Origin of the sequence: Arthrobacter zhaoxinii (assembly GCF_025244925.1) — a bacterium.
GTDB lineage: Bacteria > Actinomycetota > Actinomycetes > Actinomycetales > Micrococcaceae > Arthrobacter_B > Arthrobacter_B zhaoxinii.
Genome location: NZ_CP104275.1, coordinates 1,791,833 through 1,808,649, shown reverse-complemented (window position 1 = coordinate 1,808,649; position 16,817 = coordinate 1,791,833). Strand labels below are relative to the sequence as shown.

Annotated in this window: 13 protein-coding genes; 9 read left to right on the top strand and 4 right to left on the bottom strand. The window is 66.4% G+C overall.

The window, feature by feature from the left end:
- Positions 1-12: 12 nt before the first annotated feature.
- From sufD to N2K95_RS08400, 3 genes are read right to left on the bottom strand one after another with little or no spacing between them, the layout of a single operon-like run.
- The gene (sufD, locus tag N2K95_RS08410; protein ID WP_260651207.1) at positions 13-1,347 is read right to left on the bottom strand and encodes a Fe-S cluster assembly protein SufD; all 1,335 of its coding nucleotides are present in this window, start codon (positions 1,345-1,347) and stop codon (positions 13-15) included.
- Entirely contained in the window at positions 1,347-2,822 is a 1,476-nt protein-coding gene (gene sufB, locus N2K95_RS08405) for a Fe-S cluster assembly protein SufB (RefSeq protein WP_255792092.1), read from the bottom strand. The genes sufD and sufB overlap by 1 nt, the downstream gene beginning before the upstream one ends.
- Positions 2,822-3,613, bottom strand: coding sequence for a helix-turn-helix transcriptional regulator (locus N2K95_RS08400; protein WP_407080072.1), 792 nt, complete (start codon positions 3,611-3,613; stop codon positions 2,822-2,824). The genes sufB and N2K95_RS08400 overlap by 1 nt, the downstream gene beginning before the upstream one ends.
- A 112-nt stretch (positions 3,614-3,725) precedes the next feature.
- Here N2K95_RS08400 and N2K95_RS08395 point away from each other — a divergent pair, with 112 nt between their 5' ends.
- Genes N2K95_RS08395 through N2K95_RS08385 form a run of 3 tightly spaced genes read left to right on the top strand, consistent with a single transcriptional unit; the run spans position 3,726 to position 6,453 of the window.
- Complete coding sequence (locus N2K95_RS08395; RefSeq protein ID WP_255792094.1) at positions 3,726-4,694, top strand: ABC transporter ATP-binding protein; 969 nt, start codon at positions 3,726-3,728, stop codon at positions 4,692-4,694.
- The gene (locus N2K95_RS08390) at positions 4,691-5,434 is read left to right on the top strand and encodes an ABC transporter permease (RefSeq protein WP_260651205.1); all 744 of its coding nucleotides are present in this window, start codon (positions 4,691-4,693) and stop codon (positions 5,432-5,434) included. Before N2K95_RS08395 ends, N2K95_RS08390 begins: the two co-directional genes overlap by 4 nt.
- A 5-nt stretch (positions 5,435-5,439) precedes the next feature.
- Positions 5,440-6,453, top strand: a complete 1,014-nt coding sequence (locus tag N2K95_RS08385; RefSeq protein WP_260651204.1) for a COX15/CtaA family protein — start codon at positions 5,440-5,442, stop codon at positions 6,451-6,453.
- Positions 6,454-7,136: 683 nt separating this feature from the next.
- Here N2K95_RS08385 and N2K95_RS08380 read toward each other — a convergent pair.
- The gene (locus N2K95_RS08380; protein ID WP_260653767.1) at positions 7,137-8,033 is read right to left on the bottom strand and encodes a heme o synthase; all 897 of its coding nucleotides are present in this window, start codon (positions 8,031-8,033) and stop codon (positions 7,137-7,139) included.
- Positions 8,034-8,513: 480 nt separating this feature from the next.
- Between N2K95_RS08380 and tkt the strand changes: the two genes are divergently transcribed.
- From tkt to pgl, 6 genes are read left to right on the top strand one after another with little or no spacing between them, the layout of a single operon-like run.
- Positions 8,514-10,703 carry a transketolase gene (gene tkt / locus N2K95_RS08375; RefSeq protein WP_260651203.1) on the top strand — a complete coding sequence of 730 codons (2,190 nt, stop codon included), beginning with the start codon at positions 8,514-8,516 and terminating at the stop codon, positions 10,701-10,703.
- Between the two features lie 26 nt (positions 10,704-10,729).
- Positions 10,730-11,845 carry a transaldolase gene (gene tal, locus N2K95_RS08370; RefSeq protein WP_260651202.1) on the top strand — a complete coding sequence of 372 codons (1,116 nt, stop codon included), beginning with the start codon at positions 10,730-10,732 and terminating at the stop codon, positions 11,843-11,845.
- Positions 11,846-11,851: 6 nt separating this feature from the next.
- Complete coding sequence (locus tag N2K95_RS08365; RefSeq protein ID WP_260651201.1) at positions 11,852-13,480, top strand: glucose-6-phosphate isomerase; 1,629 nt, start codon at positions 11,852-11,854, stop codon at positions 13,478-13,480.
- Complete coding sequence (zwf, locus tag N2K95_RS08360) at positions 13,481-15,025, top strand: glucose-6-phosphate dehydrogenase (protein WP_260651200.1); 1,545 nt, start codon at positions 13,481-13,483, stop codon at positions 15,023-15,025.
- On the top strand, positions 15,022-15,957 hold the full coding sequence (locus N2K95_RS08355; protein ID WP_260651199.1) for a glucose-6-phosphate dehydrogenase assembly protein OpcA: 936 nt from the start codon (positions 15,022-15,024) through the stop codon (positions 15,955-15,957). Before zwf ends, N2K95_RS08355 begins: the two co-directional genes overlap by 4 nt.
- On the top strand, positions 15,954-16,781 hold the full coding sequence (pgl, locus tag N2K95_RS08350; protein ID WP_260651198.1) for a 6-phosphogluconolactonase: 828 nt from the start codon (positions 15,954-15,956) through the stop codon (positions 16,779-16,781). Before N2K95_RS08355 ends, pgl begins: the two co-directional genes overlap by 4 nt.
- Positions 16,782-16,817 lie beyond the last annotated feature (36 nt).

Below are 16,817 nucleotides of genomic sequence, written 5' to 3'. Positions count from 1 at the left end.
GGGCTCAGAGTCTCAGTAGGCTCCGGAGGCTTCGAGCTCGCGCTCGACGGCGTCGATGAGACGCTCTTCCAGGGCAGGGACCTTGATCTGCTGGATGATCTCGGTGAGGAAGCCACGGACCACCAGGCGGCGGGCAGTGTCCTCGGGGATACCGCGTGCCATCAGGTAGAACAGGTGCTCGTCGTCGAACCGACCGGTGGCGCTGGCGTGGCCGGCACCCTCGATCAGTCCGGTCTCGATCTCCAGGTTCGGTACGGAGTCGGCGCGGCCGCCCTCGGTCAGCAGCAGGTTGCGGTTGACTTCGTACGTGTCGGTGCCTTCTGCTTCCTTGCGGATCAGGACGTCGCCAACCCACACGGTGTGCGCGTCGCGGCCCTGCAGGGCGCCCTTGTACATCACGCGGGACTTGCAGTTGGCCACTGCGTGGTCCACGAAGAGGCGCTGTTCCAGGTGCTGTCCGGCGTCTGCGTAGTACAGGCCGAACATTTCCACGTCGCCGCCGGTGGCGGTGAACTTGGAGGACGGGGTGACGCGCACCAGGTCGCCGCCGAGGCTGACGACGACGTGCTTGAACTTCGCGTCACGGCCGATCTTCGCGTACTGCGCGGAGGCGTGCACGGCGTCGTCGTCCCAGTCCTGGACGGAGACAACGGTCAGTTCCGCGCCGTCGCCCACAACGATTTCCACGTTCTGGGACAGCACAGCCGAACCCTTGTGGTCCAGGACCACCACGCCCTTGGAGAACTTCTCCGCGGTGATGACGATGTGCTGGGCGGCCGGATCCTTGCTGACACCGTTGATGGTCAGCGTGACGCTGCCGTCAATGACGGTTTCGGCGGGGATGGTCACGGAGGTGGCTTCGCGGAAGTCCTCCCATGCGGCGGCGGCAACCCGGTCTTCGGGGATGCCGGCAGAACCGATGCGCGCGTCCGTACGGGCAATGCTTTCGACCCGCACGCCGTCGGGGGCGACGACGGCCAGCTCGGGAGCCGTTCCGTCGAGGTCCGCGGTGTGCAGTCCGCGCAGGCGCTTGAGCGGGGTGAACCGCCAGTCTTCTTCACGGCCGGTCATTTTGCCGAAGTCAGCACGGTGGAAGGAGGTGGTGCGGCCGGCCCGTGAGCTGTCCGGAATGCCCTCTCCGCCACCGTGGCTGTGGGACTTGCTGCTGTCGCCGCCCAGCGGTGAGGAATCCTCGTTCAGCGGGGAAAGGTTTTCGCCCTCCTCGGTGAAGCCGTCAATGCGCACACGGTTGGTTTCCTTGGGGGAACCTACCTTCGCCTTGACCTCCTCCACTACATTGCTGACCTTTTCGGTCACGGTTTCGACGACGTCGTTAAGCTTCGACATTAACCGACGGCTCCTTCCATCTGGAGTTCGATGAGGCGGTTGAGTTCAAGGGCGTATTCCATCGGCAGTTCACGGGCGATCGGCTCAATGAAGCCGCGCACGATCATTGCCATTGCCTCGTCCTCGGGAAGGCCGCGGGACATGAGGTAGAACAGCTGCTCCTCGCTGACGCGGGAAACAGTGGCTTCGTGGCCCATGGTGACGTCATCTTCGCGGATGTCCACGTACGGGTACGTGTCCGAGCGGGAGATGGTGTCCACCAGCAGGGCGTCGCAGCGCACGGTGTTGGCCGAGTGCGTGGCGCCTTCGCGGACCTGGACCAGGCCGCGGTAAGCGGCACGGCCGCCGCCGCGGGCCACGGACTTGGAGATGATGGAGCTCTTGGTGTTCGGAGCAATGTGGACCATCTTGGATCCGGTGTCCTGGTGCTGGCCTTCGCCGGCGAAGGCGATGGACAGGGTCTCACCCTTGGCGTGCTCGCCGACCAGGTAGACAGCCGGGTACTTCATGGTGACCTTGGAGCCGATGTTGCCGTCGATCCATTCCATGGTGGCGCCCTCGTGTGCAATGGCGCGCTTGGTCACCAGGTTGTACACGTTGTTGGACCAGTTCTGGATGGTCGTGTAGCGGACGCGGGCGCCCTTCTTCACGATGATTTCGACGACGGCGCTGTGCAGCGAGTCCGACGTGTAGATCGGTGCGGTGCAGCCCTCGATGTAGTGGACGTAGGAATCCTCGTCCGCAATGATCAGCGTGCGCTCGAACTGGCCCATGTTCTCCGTATTGATACGGAAGTAGGCCTGCAGCGGGATCTCCACGTGAACGCCCTTGGGGACGTAGACGAAGGAACCGCCGGACCACACGGCAGTGTTCAGCGAGCCGAACTTGTTGTCACCGACGGGGATGACGGTGCCGAAGTACTCCTGGAACATTTCCGGGTGTTCCTTCAGCGCCGTGTCCGTGTCCAGGAAGATAACGCCCTGGCGTTCCAGGTCCTCGCGGAGCTGGTGGTACACAACCTCGGACTCGTACTGCGCTGCGACGCCGGAAACCAGGCGGCCGCGCTCAGCTTCGGGGATGCCGAGCTTCTCGTACGTGTTGCGGATGTCCTCGGGAAGGTCTTCCCAGGTGTTGGCCTGCTTCTCCGTGGAGCGCACAAAGTACTTGATGTTGTCGAAGTCGATGCCGGAGAGGTCTGCACCCCAGGTCGGCATGGGCTTGCGTTCGAAGTACTTCAGGCCCTTCAGACGAAGGTCCAGCATCCACTGCGGCTCGCTCTTCTTAGCCGAAATGTCGCGGACGACTTCCTCACTCAGGCCGCGGCGTGCGGTTGCACCGGCAACGTCCGAGTCGGCCCATCCGTACTCGTATGTACCGATGCCCTCGAGCTCGGGGTTCTTTTCCAGGATGTCTGAAATCACAGACTCCGGCACCAATGAAGGTGCCGTTGGCTTCTGGGTTACTTGATCCGTCATCACGGCCTTTCTTGCTGATGAATGGATGTGGACTGGTTGGTCTCGACGCGCAGTGGAACCTGCGGCGCGGATCGGGTCCGACCCACTGGGATGTGGGTCGTACAAACGTGACCGCCCCGGGAGAGCGTGGACAGTCGGCGGACGTCCACGTCGAGGAGGCGGGCAAAAACTTCGGTCTCCTTGTCACAGAAGACGGGGTAGGCCGTGGCGAGTCCCTGGATGGGGCAGTGTGCCTGGCACAGCTGGACACTGAGCAACGTACTCTTCCTCGCGGCGGCGCCGATCATGGTGGTTGACGCCACGAAGCCGTCCTTGGTCAGTTCCGCGGCCAGCGCCTGGGCGCGGTCGCCGACGTCGGGCCCTGCGGCCTCGACCACGGGACGGTAGCGTTCCTCCATGCGGCCGAAGCGCTCCGCGGCGAAAGCCTCGATCGCCTGCGGGCCGAGCGCGGCACCGAGCTGGCGCAGCGCCTCCGTGGCGATGTCGAGGTAGTCGTTGCCCAGGTGCGCCTGGCCCTGCGGGCTCAGCACATAGCGCCTGGCGGGCCTTCCGGCCCCGGAGGAGGAATTGCGGACGAGCTTGACCTGGATCAGGCCCTTCCCGGACAGCGCATCCAGATGACGGCGCACGGCGGCAGGCGTGAAGCCCAGCCGTTCGCCCAGCTCGGCTGCGCTGACAGGGCCGTGTTCCAGAACCGCACCCAGAACCTTGTCCCGGGTGCGCTCCTCCGCTTCGCGGGCAGCAGCTGGTACGGCTGCTGCCTTGGGTTCAGAGTTGCTCACAGAATACACAACACAAGCATGTCCTAATCTGTTCCCTGATTCCACTAAGGCAAGGCTTGCTATTGCCGCAGTGGCGGGGGCGGCTGTCCGTGCGGGCGGCCTGTACTACCTAACGTAGAATATGCAGGTGCCTACCGATGAACCCTGCCTGACCATTAAAGGTCTGATCAAGGACTGCGGCCCGGTTGCTGGTCTCGACGGCAAAATGATCCGTGTGCTCGCCGGCGTCGACTTCACAGCCCGCCGCGGCTCCGTCACTGCCCTGCTCGGCGCCAACGGCGCCGGTAAAACCACCACTCTGGAATGCGCCCAGGGCCTCCAGTCCATTGACGGCGGGGAAATCCGCCTGCTCGGGCAGGACCCCTACCGCGCCGACGCCCACCTGCGCAGCCGCGTGGGCGTTATGCTGCAGGAAGGCGGCCTCCCGCCGTCGGCCCGTCCCGTTGCCCTCCTCGAACACGTTGCCCGGATGTATGAGTCCCCGCGCCCCGTGGCCGAACTTGTGGAGCGCCTGGGCATCGGCAGCTTTGCCAACACCGGCATCCGGCGCCTCTCCGGCGGGCAGAAGCAGCGCCTGGCGATGGCCGCCGCGCTGATCGGCCGCCCGGAAGTGCTTTTCCTGGACGAGCCCAGCGCCGGCCTGGATCCGCAGTCGCGGCAGATTGTCTTCGAGCTGATCGAGGAGCTGCGGGCCGAGGGCCTCGGCATCATCCTCACGACCCACCTGATGGACGACGCGCAGAAACTCGCGGACTACGTCTACATCATCGACGCCGGCAAGACCGTGGCTTCCGGAACGGTCGCTGAGCTGACCTCCGCCACCGGCTCCCCGGCCGAACAGCGCCTCCTGACGTTCGACGCCGGCCCCGGGCTCGACGTCGTCGGCCTCGCCTCCGGCCCGCTGCGCCACCTGGAGGTTTCCGAAGCTGCGCCCGGCCACTATTCCGTCCGCGGATCCCTGACTCCGCAGGACCTGGCCGCGCTGGCCGCCTGGTGGGCGGAGCACGGCATCCTGCCGTCCTCCGTGCACATGGCCTCCCGCACCCTCGAGGACGTTTTCCTTGATCTTTCCGGAAGGGCTATCCGATGAGCGCTCCCGCGTCGCTGCCGGCACGCATCCTGAACCAGGGCCGTTACGAGGCCCTCACCATGCTGCGCAACGGCGAACAGCTGATCCTCGCCGTGGTCCTGCCGCTGCTTGCCATGGTGGCCCTGGTGGTCACTCCCCTGCTGGACGGCTACGGAACTCCCCGGATCAACATGGCCGCCCCTGGGATTTTCGCGCTCTGCGCCATGTCGACCGCCTTCACCGGCCAGGGCATCGCGACCGGTTTCGACCGTCGCTACGGTGTGCTCCGCTACCTCTCCACCACGCCGCTGGGCCGGACCGGACTGATTGCCGGAAAGGTCATTGCGGTCCTGGCCGTCCTGGCCATCCAGGTGGTGCTGGTCTCGGTGGTCGCCCTGCTGTTCGGCTGGGAGCCGGAACTGAGCGGGGTACTCCCGGCTGCGGTGCAGCTGGTCCTGGGTGCGGTGGCGTTCACAGCTTTGGGCCTGCTCGTCGCCGGCACGGTACGGCCTGAGGCCACACTGGCCATCACGAACCTGCTCTGGATCCTCCTGGCGGCGGCCGGCGGTATCATCATCCCGGTAGGCAACCTGCCCGGAGTGCTGCAGCCGTTCATCGAAGTCCTGCCCTCGGCGGCCCTGGGCGACGCCCTGCGCTCGGCCCTGATCGACTCGCAGTTCAATATTTCCGCCACGCTGATCCTTCTGGCGTGGACAATACTGGGCGGCCTCGGTGCTGTCCGCTGGTTCAAATGGAGTTAGAAACCGTGTCACAGACCTCGGCCGGGGTCCCTGCCCGGCAATCGAACAGCCCTGCTGCCGGACCCCTGATCCGCAACCTTGCCTTGGCTTCGCTGGTGGCCAACATCGTGATTGTGGTGACCGGCGGCGCGGTCCGTCTGACGGCTTCCGGCCTCGGCTGCCCGGAGTGGCCGTTGTGCACCGCGGACTCGCTGGTGACGACGCCGGAAATGGGCCTGCACGGCGTCATCGAGTTCGGCAACCGGCTCCTCACTTTCGTGCTGACGGCCATTGCCTTCGCCACGGTGTTCTCCGTCTGGCGGATCCGGGCCGAGCGCCGCGATCTGTGGTGGCTGTCCATCGCCCTGCTGGCCGGCGTTCCCGCCCAGGCCGTGATCGGCGGAATTACCGTCCTGACCGACCTGAACCCGTGGGTGGTGGGCCTGCACTTCCTTGCCTCGACGGTGATGATCAGCGCGGCCGTGGTGATGGTCAACCGGTCCCGGCTGTCCGCATTGGATCTCCAGGCACGCCACGCGCCGCTGGCGGACAAGAGCCTCCGCCCCGTGCTGGGCGCCATCGGTGTGCTGTCCGCCCTCACGGTGGTGCTGGGTGTTGTCGTGACCGGTTCCGGCCCGCACGCCGGCGACCACGGTGCCGCCCGCAACGGCCTGAACCCGGATCTGGTCACCCGCATCCACGTGGTGCCCGTGTACCTGCTGGTCTTTGCCCTGGCCGTGGCCCTGTACCTGGTCTACCGGCGGGGCGCGGATGCCCGGGTGCGCAAGGCCGTGGCCCTGCTGGCCGTCGTCGTCCTGGCCCAGGCGGCCATCGGCTACGCGCAGCACTTCCTGCACCTGCCGATCGCCCTGGTGGCGCTGCACATGCTTGGTGCGTGCCTGCTGACGGCAGCCGCTGCGCAGGCCGTGTACATCGGTTTCAACAAACAGGTCCCCGGCGGTGCTGCCGTGGCACTGGCACAGGCGCAGGCTGCCCGGAAGGTTCGGTTCGGCCGGCGCGAACGGACTGGCCGGAAGTAGACCTTCAGTTCCCGAGGAAAGGGCCGGACTCCCCCGCGGGGTCCGGCCCTTTTTTGTGTCCGGGGGTCTGTGCCCTTTTCCAGGGTCTCCTGCTCTCCTGGCTCTCTTGGCGCAGGGGGCGTGCCCGCACAGCGTCCCACGCTTTGGTACTGCTGTTCGGGGTGTGACCCCACCGGCAACAGGAGTCCCATAGTTTGGGATGCTGTGCGCGCAGGGGTCGTCCGCTGCACAGTGTCCCACACCCTGGTGCTCCTGTGGCGGGCGTGACCCCACCGGCAACATCTGCCCCATCGACTGGGATGCTGTGCGCGCAGGGGGCTGGATGTCCGGCCGAAGCCCCTCCATCCTCCATGCTCCCGGCTACCGCCCCGTCTACTGAGCAGATAACGCGGTTATCCGGTGTCCTAAAGCCCGTTATCTGCTCAGTAGATGAACCGTTGCTGCAGCCCGATGAGCCACGTGCTGCTGCAACAGACGTGCAGGACGTTCCGGGTTAGGCGGCTTTAATACTCCCCGCGAGCTCTGCGAGCCGGGAGTTTCGTTGCCGCCGTTACGGAACGCCCGGAACGCCCGGAGCGCCGGAACGGCCGGAGCCCGTCGCTCCAGACACCCGGCCACCAGCCAACCCCGGAAACAACAACGGCCGGACCCCCGAGGGGATCCGGCCGCCGTACAGCGGAAAGCTAGACCAGGGCGCTGCCCACGAACGGGTCCACGGCCAGGGCCAGGAAGAGGATCGTGAGGTAGCTGATGGAGAGGTGGAAGACCTTCATAGCGGACTTGTCATTGAGCTCTTCACGCTGCGCCCGGGAGTGCAGCTTGTGCGCCTCGGCGATGAACCAGCCTCCGGACAGCAGCGCGGCAATGGTGTAGACCCAGCCGGCACCGCCCACGGGAACCAGCAGCAGCGAGCAGGCCACCGTGGCGTAGGCGTACAGGACCACCTGGACGGAGACCAGCTTCGCACCGGCCACAGCGCCGAGCATCGGCACGCTGGCGTTGCGGTAGTCCTCGCCGTACTTCATGGACAGCGGCCAGTAGTGCGGCGGCGTCCACAGGAAGATGATCATGAACAGGATGATGGCCGGCCATTCCACCTTGTTGGTGACCGCGGCCCACGCGATCAGCACGGGCATGCAGCCGGCAGCGCCGCCCCAGACGATGTTCTGGGTAGTGCGGCGCTTGAGGATCAGGGTGTAGAACACCACGTACAGGAAAATGGCCCCGACGCCGAGGAGGCCCGTGAGCGGGTTGGCGCCGAACCACAGCAGGGCAATGGCGACAATGCCCAGTACCCACGCGAAGACCATGGCCTCCCGCGGCGAGACCTCGCCGGTGACCAGCGGACGGTTCTTTGTCCGCTTCATCAGCTTGTCCATATCGCGGTCGATATAGCAGTTGAAGGCGCCGGCGCTGCCGGCAGCCAGTGCGCCGCCGACCATGGTGGCCAGGATCAGGCCCAGGGACGGCAGGCCCCGCTCGGCGAAGATCATGGTGGGCAGGGTAGTCACGAGCAGGAGTTCGATGACGCGCGGTTTGGTGAGCGCCACGTAAGCCCGGGCTTTGCGGCCCGCCGTCATCTTCCCCGTGTAGACCGGAGACTCGGCATGCTGGGTAGTCACGAAGCGATCACTTTATCCAATCTGGAACGAAAAAGTCCGTCCTCATCATAACCTCTATCGGCTGTAGAAATCGAAGCACCGAAGACGCATCCGCCCGCACAGCTGACAGGCTTCCAAACTTCCCGCCACGATGCCCGGCCTGATACGGCCGGGGCAGGCAGGAAGCAGCCTTAGACGATAAGGTTGGAACGGACCTTTCCTGCGGCCGATTATGGGCGTGGAACGGTAAAAGCAACAACAAGTATTAAGCAGTATCCGCGGCATCGGCTGCGGAACGCGGAACAAGTTATGCCGTGAACGCGGTATCGATTTGCGTCTGCCTTTGGTTGTAGTGGTAAAGGAACCGGACGCACCCCGTTCACGGGGGCTTCCGGGCATGTCCGGTGCTGTACGGTGCCGGTTATCTGCAGAGAGAGGGGCCCGGTAAACGTGCCACATATGGAAGAGCAAGAACTGATCTGGACCGAAACGGACCGCAAGGCAGTGGACACCGTCCGCGTCCTCGCCGCCGATGCCGTGGAGAAGGTCGGCAACGGCCACCCCGGCACGGCCATGAGCCTGGCCCCGGCCGCGTACCTTCTGTTCCAGAAGGTCATGCGCCACGACCCGTCCGATCCGCACTGGATCGGACGCGACCGCTTCGTCCTCTCCCCCGGGCACACCTCCCTGACCCTCTACATTGAGCTCTTCCTCTCCGGCTACGGCCTGGAGCTCGAAGACCTTCAGTCCCTGCGCACCTGGGGCTCCAAGACCCCGGGCCACCCGGAGTACCGCCACACCGACGGCGTCGAAATCACCACCGGCCCGCTCGGCCAGGGCCTCGCCTCCTCCGTTGGCTTCGCCTTCGCCCAGCGCCGCCTGCGCGGCCTGCTGGACGCCGACGCCGCCGAGGGCACCAGCCCGTTCGACCACACCATCTGGGTCATCGCGTCCGACGGCGACCTGCAGGAAGGCGTCACCGCCGAGGCCTCCTCGCTGGCCGGTCACCAGGAACTGGGCAACCTTGTAGTCGTCTACGACGAGAACCACATCTCCATCGAAGACGACACCGACATTGCCTTCACCGAAGACGTACTCAAGCGCTACGAAGCCTACGGCTGGCACACCCAGCGGGTGGACTGGACCAAGACGGGCGAATACGTCGAAGACGTCAACGAGCTGTACAACGCACTGATGGCAGCCAAGGCCGAAACGAACCGCCCCTCCATCATTTCCCTGCGCACCATCATCGGCTGGCCTGCACCGAACAAGCAGAACACCGGCAAGATCCACGGCTCCGCCCTGGGCACCGACGAAGTAGCGGCACTGAAGGAAACGCTGGGCTTCGACCCGGCCAAGACCTTCGACGTCGACCCCGAGGTCCTCGAGCACGCCCGCCAGGCAGTGACCCGCGGCGCCGAGGCCCACAAACAGTGGAGCGAAGGCTTCAAGGCCTGGGAAGAGGCCAACGCCGAAGGCTCCGCCCTGCTGGCCCGCCTCGAAAAGGGCGAGCTGCCCGAGGGCTGGGAAGCGTCGCTGCCCGTCTTCGAAGCCGGCAAGGACATGTCCACCCGTGCCGCCTCCGGCAAGGTCCTCTCCGCGATCGGCCCGGCCCTGCCGGAACTGTGGGGCGGCTCCGCCGACCTTGCCGAGTCCAACAACACCACGATTGAGGGCTCGCCCTCCTTCATTCCCGCCGGGAAGCAGACCAACGCCTGGTCCGGCAACCCGTACGGCCGCGTGCTGCACTTCGGCATCCGCGAACACGCAGCGGCGTCGATCGTCAACGGCATCACCATGCACAGCAACACCCGCGCCTTCTCCGGTACGTTCCTGATCTTCAGCGACTACCAGCGTCCGGCCATCCGCCTCGGTGCCCTGATGGGCGTGCCGGCCATCTACGTCTGGACCCACGATTCGATCGGCCTCGGCGAAGACGGACCCACCCACCAGCCGGTGGAGCAGCTCGCCTCCCTGCGCGCGATCCCGGGACTCGACGTCGTCCGCCCCGGCGACGCGAACGAGGTGGCCGTCGCCTGGCGGACCATCCTGGAGAACACCGAAAACCCGGCCGGCATTGTGCTGACCCGCCAGAACATCCCCACCTACGCACGCGGCGAAGGTGCTGCCACGGCCACCGAATTCGGCTCCGCCGACGGTGCTGCCCGCGGCGGCTATGTGCTGGCCGAAGCCGTCCGTGACGGCAGCGTCGTCACGCCCGACGTCATCCTGGTCGGCACCGGTTCCGAGGTCCAGCTGGCTGTTGAGGCCCGCGAAGCACTCGCCGCCGAGGGCGTAGCCGCCCGCGTGGTGTCGATGCCGAGCATCGAGTGGTTCAACAAGCAGGACAAGGAATACCGCGAGTCCGTCCTGCCGAAGGACATCCGCGCCCGGGTTTCCGTCGAAGCCGGCATTGCGCTCGGCTGGCGCGAAATTGTCGGCGACGCCGGCCGCAGCGTCTCGCTGGAGCACTTCGGCGCGTCCGCGGACTACAAGACGCTGTTCCGCGAATTCGGCATCACCGCCGACGCCGTGGCCCAGGCAGCCCGGGATTCCCTCGCTGCAGTCGGCGGCGGCGGATCCGCGCCCGCCGGCACCACCGGCGCGTCCTCCGGAGCACAGTCCACCGAGACCGGCGACCAGCAGTAATTCCCCTTAATAAAGGAGCATCAACAATGACTTCCACTCCCACGGCCCGGCTTTCCGACGCCGGCGTCTCCATCTGGCTGGACGACCTTTCCCGCGAACGGATTGTCTCCGGTTCCCTGAAGAAGCTCATCGATGAGTGGAACGTGGTCGGCGTGACCACGAACCCGAGCATCTTCGCCTCGGCCCTGGCCAACGGCGAGTCCTACGCCGCCCAGGTGCAGCAGCTCTCGCGTTCCGGCGCCGACGTCAACAAGTCGGTCTTCGAGATCACCACCGACGACGTCATCCAGGCCTGCGATGTCTTCGCGCCGGTCTACGAAGCAACCAACGGGGTTGACGGCCGTGTGTCCATCGAGGTGGATCCGCGCCTGTCGCGTGACACCCAGGGCACCATCAATGAGGCGAAGGAACTCTTCGACAAGGTTGGCCGCGCCAACGTCCTGATCAAGATCCCCGCCACCCAGGAAGGCCTGCCGGCCATCACCGCCACGCTGGCCGCGGGCATCAGCGTGAACGTGACCCTGATTTTCTCGCTCGAGCGCTACCGCGAGGTCATCAACGCGTACATGCTCGGCATTGAGCAGGCGAAGGAGAACGGGCACGATCTGTCCACCATCCACTCCGTCGCGTCCTTCTTCGTCTCCCGTGTCGACGCCGAGATCGACAAGCGCCTCGACGCCGTCGGTTCCGACGAGGCCAAGGGCCTGAAGGGCAAGGCCGGACTGGCCAACGCCCGGCTGGCGTACCAGGTCTTCGAAGAGCAGTTCGCCTCCGAGCGCTGGCAGGTGCTGGCAGCAGCCGGCGCCAACGCCCAGCGTCCGCTGTGGGCCTCCACCGGCGTGAAGGATCCTGCCCTGCCGGACACCCTGTACGTCACGGGTCTCGTGGCTCCGAACACGGTGAACACCATGCCGGAAAAGACGCTGGAAGCCACAGCGGACCACGGCGAGGTCACCGGCGACACGATCACCGGCACCTACACCGAATCCAACGGCGTGCTGGACCAGCTCGACGGCCTGGGCATCTCCTACAACGACGTTGTGGAGCAGCTGGAGACCGAAGGCCTCGATAAGTTCGTGGTCAGCTGGGGCGAACTCCTGCAGACCGTTCAGAACGCACTGGATACCGCGAAAGAGGCATAGGAAAACATGACCACACTGTCCTTTGAAGCAGCCGGGGCGGCAAGTGCCGCCGTCGACGCCAAGGTGCCCGAACTCGTGGGAGATGAAGTTGCCTCCCGCCTCGTGGCGCAGGATCCCACCCTGTGGGGTCCCGATGCCGAAGCCGAGGCGTCCATTCGCCTGGGCTGGCTCAATCCCGGAGAAAGCTCCCGGCCGCTCGTGGGACAGATCGCGGCGCTTCGGGAAGAGCTCGCTGCCGAGTCGGTGACCCGCGTGGTCCTGGCCGGCATGGGCGGCTCTTCCCTGGCGCCCGAGGTCATTACCCGCTCCGCGGGTGTGGACCTGACCGTGCTGGATTCCACCGACCCCGACGTCGTCGCCGCAGCCCTGGGCGACCGCCTGGCGGAAACCGTCATTGTGGTGAGCTCCAAGTCGGGCTCCACGGTGGAAACCGATTCGCAGCGCCGGGTCTTCGAACAGGCCTTCACCGACGCCGGTATCGACGCCAAGTCACGCATTGTGGTTGTCACCGACCCGGGGTCGCCGCTGGACGCGGCGGCCCGCGAGGCCGGGTACCGCGCCGTGTTCAACGCCGATCCCAACGTCGGCGGGCGCTACTCCGCCCTGACCGCGTTCGGCCTGGTGCCCTCGGGCCTGGCCGGAGCGGACATTGAGACCCTGCTGGACGACGCCGAGATGACGGCGGAAATCCTGCGGGACGACGCACCGGACAACATCGGTTTGGAACTCGGAGCGGCACTCGGCGGAACCGACCCGCTGCGCAACAAGATCGTTATTGTGGACGAAGGCTCCGGCCTGGCCGGCTTCCCGGACTGGGCCGAACAGCTGATTGCCGAGTCCACCGGCAAGCTCGGCACCGGCCTGCTGCCCGTCGCCGTCGAGCCCGGCGCACCGGAGATGGTTTCCGGAGCCGGCGACGTGCTCACCGTCCGGATTGTCCCCGTTGACTCGGAGGCCCTCCCCGAAGGGGACCAGGTAGTGGTCTCCGGCAGCCTGGGCGGCTCCATGATGCTCTGGGAGTTCGCCACCGCGGTGGCGGGACGCCTGCTGAACATCAACCCGTTCGACCAGCCCGACGTCGAGGCTGCGAAGAAGGCAGCACGCGGACTGCTGGACGCCACCCCCGAAGCCACGGAGCCGTCCTTCGTGGACGGGTCCGTCGAGGTGCGCGGCCCGGCCGACCTGCTCGGCACCGCACATACCCTCCGGGGCGCGCTGGCCGCCCTGCTCCGCCACCTCGGCACGGACGGCTACCTCAGCGTCCAGGCCTACCTCGACCGTGCCCGGCAGGCAGAGCTCGCAGGCATCCGCCCGGAGCTGGCAGCAGCCACCGGCCGTCCCGTGACTTTCGGCTGGGGTCCGCGGTTCCTGCACTCCACCGGCCAGTTCCACAAGGGCGGGCCGGCGCAGGGCGTTTACCTGCAGATCACCGGCAGGCCCGCCGAAGACGTTTCCATTCCGGACCGGCCCTTCACCTTCGGTGAGCTCATCAGTGCGCAGGCAGCCGGCGACGCTCAGGTCCTTGCGGACCAGGGCCGCCCGGTCCTGCGCCTGCACCTGCTGAACCGCGACGAAGGGATCCGCGAAATCGAAAACGTCGTGCGCGCCCTGGCAGCAGAAGAAAGCAGCAACTAAATGCGCGCCGAGGAGAAGACAGGGACGGGCAACCCCCTCCGGGATCCGCGCGACCTCCGGCTGAGCCGGATCGCCGGTCCGTCCTCCCTGGTGATCTTCGGCGTCACCGGAGACCTCGCACGGAAGAAGCTCATTCCCGCCGTCTACGACCTGGCCAACCGCGGCCTGCTCCCCCCGAGCTTTTCGCTGGTGGGCTTCGGCCGCCGCCCGTGGAGCGACGAGGAGTTCGCCGCGCAGGTGAAGGAGTCGGTCCAGGCCCATGCCCGGACCGACTTCGACGAAGGCGTGTGGAAGCAGCTGGCCGAAGGCATTCGGTTTGTAGAGGGCGGTTTCGACAGCGACGAAGCCTTCGGGAACCTCAAGGCGACCCTCGAGGACCTGGACGAACGCCGCGGAACCCGGGGCAACCACGCGTTCTATCTCTCGGTGCCGCCCAAATCCTTTGAACAGGTCTGCCAGCAGCTCTCCGAGCACGGACTCGCCAAGACCTCCGAGGGCAAGTGGCGGCGGGTGGTGATCGAAAAGCCGTTCGGCCATGACCTGGCCTCGGCCCGGGAACTGAACAACGTGGTGGAGTCCGTCTTCCCCGCCGACTCGGTGTTCCGGATCGACCACTACCTGGGCAAGGAAACGGTCCAGAACATCCTGGCCCTGCGCTTCGCGAACCAGTTGTTCGAACCGATCTGGAACGCCAACTACGTGGACCACGTACAGATCACCATGGCCGAAGACATCGGCATCGGCGGCCGCGCAGGGTATTACGACGGCGTGGGCGCGGCCCGCGACGTCATCCAGAACCACCTGCTCCAGCTCCTCGCGCTGACCGCGATGGAGGAGCCCATTTCCTTCAACGCGGAGCACCTCCGCGCCGAAAAGGAGAAGGTGCTGGCCGCGGTCCGGCTGCCGGAGGACCTTTCCCGCAGCTCCGCGCGCGGGCAGTACACCGGCGGCTGGCAGGGCGGCGAGAAGGTCACCGGTTTCCTCGAGGAGGAAGGGTTCAACCCGGACTCCAAGACGGAAACCTTCGCCGCAGTCCGGCTGGACATCAATACCCGCCGCTGGGCCGGGGTTCCGTTCTATCTCCGGGCCGGCAAACGGCTGGGACGCCGCGTCACGGAAATTGCGGTGGTCTTCAAGCGCTCCCCCAACCTGCTGTTCCGCGAACACAACGGCGACGACTTCGGCCAGAACGCCGTCGTCATCCGTGTGCAGCCGGACGAAGGCGCCACCATCCGCTTCGGCTCCAAGGTGCCGGGCACCCAGATGGAAGTCCGCGACGTTTCCATGGACTTCGGCTACGGGCACTCCTTTACCGAGTCCAGCCCCGAGGCCTATGAACGCCTGATCCTGGATGTGCTGCTGGGTGAGCCTCCGCTCTTCCCGCGGCATGAGGAAGTCGAACTGTCCTGGAAGATCGTGGATCCGTTCGAAGAATACTGGGCGTCCCTGGATTCCCAGCCTGAGCCTTACGCCCCCGGAAGCTGGGGGCCGGACTCCGCCAACGAGCTGCTCGCCCAAGACGGAAGGACCTGGAGAAGGCCGTGATAGTAGAACTGCCGGACACCACCACCTCCAAGGTGTCCAAGGAAATTGTTGCCATGCGTGAAAAGGGCGGAGTGGTGACACTCGGCCGCGTGCTGACCCTGGTGGTGGATACACAGCCGGACTTCGTCGAGGAGGCCATTGCCGCCGCCAACGAGGCCAGCCGTGAACACCCCTGCCGCATTATCGTGCTGGCCGAGGGCAGCGCGGACGAGAAAACGCGTCTCGACGCGCAGATCCGGGTGGGCGGAGACGCCGGTGCCTCGGAAGTGATAGTGCTGTCCGGGTACGGCGAACTTGCGGGGGAAAGCGAATCCCTGGTGTCCGCCCTGCTGCTGCCGGACGCGCCCATAGTGGTCTGGTGGCCGCACGGAGTTCCGCAGGATCCGGCGCAGACACCGCTGGGCGCCATTGCGCACCGCCGCATCACGGACGCTGCCACAGAGGATGACCCGAAGAAGGCACTGCTGGGACTGGCCGACAGCTATGCGGCCGGCGACACGGATCTCAGCTGGACCCGGCTGACCAACTGGCGCATTCAGCTGGCCGCAGTCCTGGACGGTGTCGGAGCCGCGAAGGTCCGGTCGATCATCGTCGAGGGCGCCTCGGACTCGGCCAGCACCTTCCTGCTGGCGGCGTGGCTCAAGAAAGCGCTGGACGTACCCCTGGAGATTATCGAGGGCCAGGCCGGCACCGGTATTTACCGCGTGGTGTTCAGCTGCGACGGCGGAGACGTGGAGCTGGCCCGGCCCGACCAGCTCACCGCCCACCTGACCCAGCCGGGACAGCCCGAGCAGCAGATCGCCCTGCCCCGGCGCACCCTGCGGGACTGCCTGGCGGAGGAAATGCGCCGGCTGGATCCGGACGAGGTTTTCGGAGAAGTACTCACTGAGGGACTGGCAGCCTGCCTGTCCCAGGAAGGGGCACAGGCATGACGCCCTCCCCCAACGGCGTCAGCATCCATCCGGATCCGCAGGCGCTCGTAGCAACCACAGCCGCACGGCTGATCACCAAGCTCGTGGATGTCCAGAGCCGCCGCGGGGAAGCAACAGTGGTGCTGACCGGCGGTACGGTAGGCATCGCAACCCTCGAGGCCGTGACCGCCAATCCGGCGCGGACGGCCGTGGACTGGACCCGGGTGAACTTCTGGTGGGGTGACGAACGGTTCCTTCCGGCCGGAGACCCGGAGCTCAACTCCCTTCAGGCCCGGCAGGCAATGCTGGACCCGCTCGGCGTTCCCGCTGACCGGATCCACGCCGTCGCCACGGCCAACGAGGCCGACACGGTGGAAGACGCCGCAGCTGACTATGCGCGGCAGCTGGCCGAAGCGGCCGCCGCCGAGCAGCTCGAGGCCGGGTTTGAACCGCTGGATCCGCGGCTGCCCCGCTTCGACGTCCTGCTCCTCGGCGTAGGCCCGGACGCGCACATTGCGTCCCTGTTCCCGGAAACCCCGGGCGTGCGCACCGTGGGCGCCACCACCGTTGCGGTCCGGGACGCCCCGAAGCCCCCGCCGGAACGGATTTCCCTGACACTGGAAAGCATCAACACCGCTTCCGAGGTCTGGTTGGGCGTTGCCGGCAACGACAAGGCCGGTGCCGTCGGCCTGGCCCTGGCCGGTGCCGGAGAAATCCAGGTTCCTGCCGCCGGTGCCCGCGGCCGCACCAAGACCCGGTGGCTGATTGACCAGGCAGCGGCGTCGCAGCTGTCCCGGCGTCTCTTCGCGTCCCACGATTCCGACACGGAAGAGGACGAGGACTAGGCCCGGTCCACATATATAAAGGAATGGCCCCCGGAA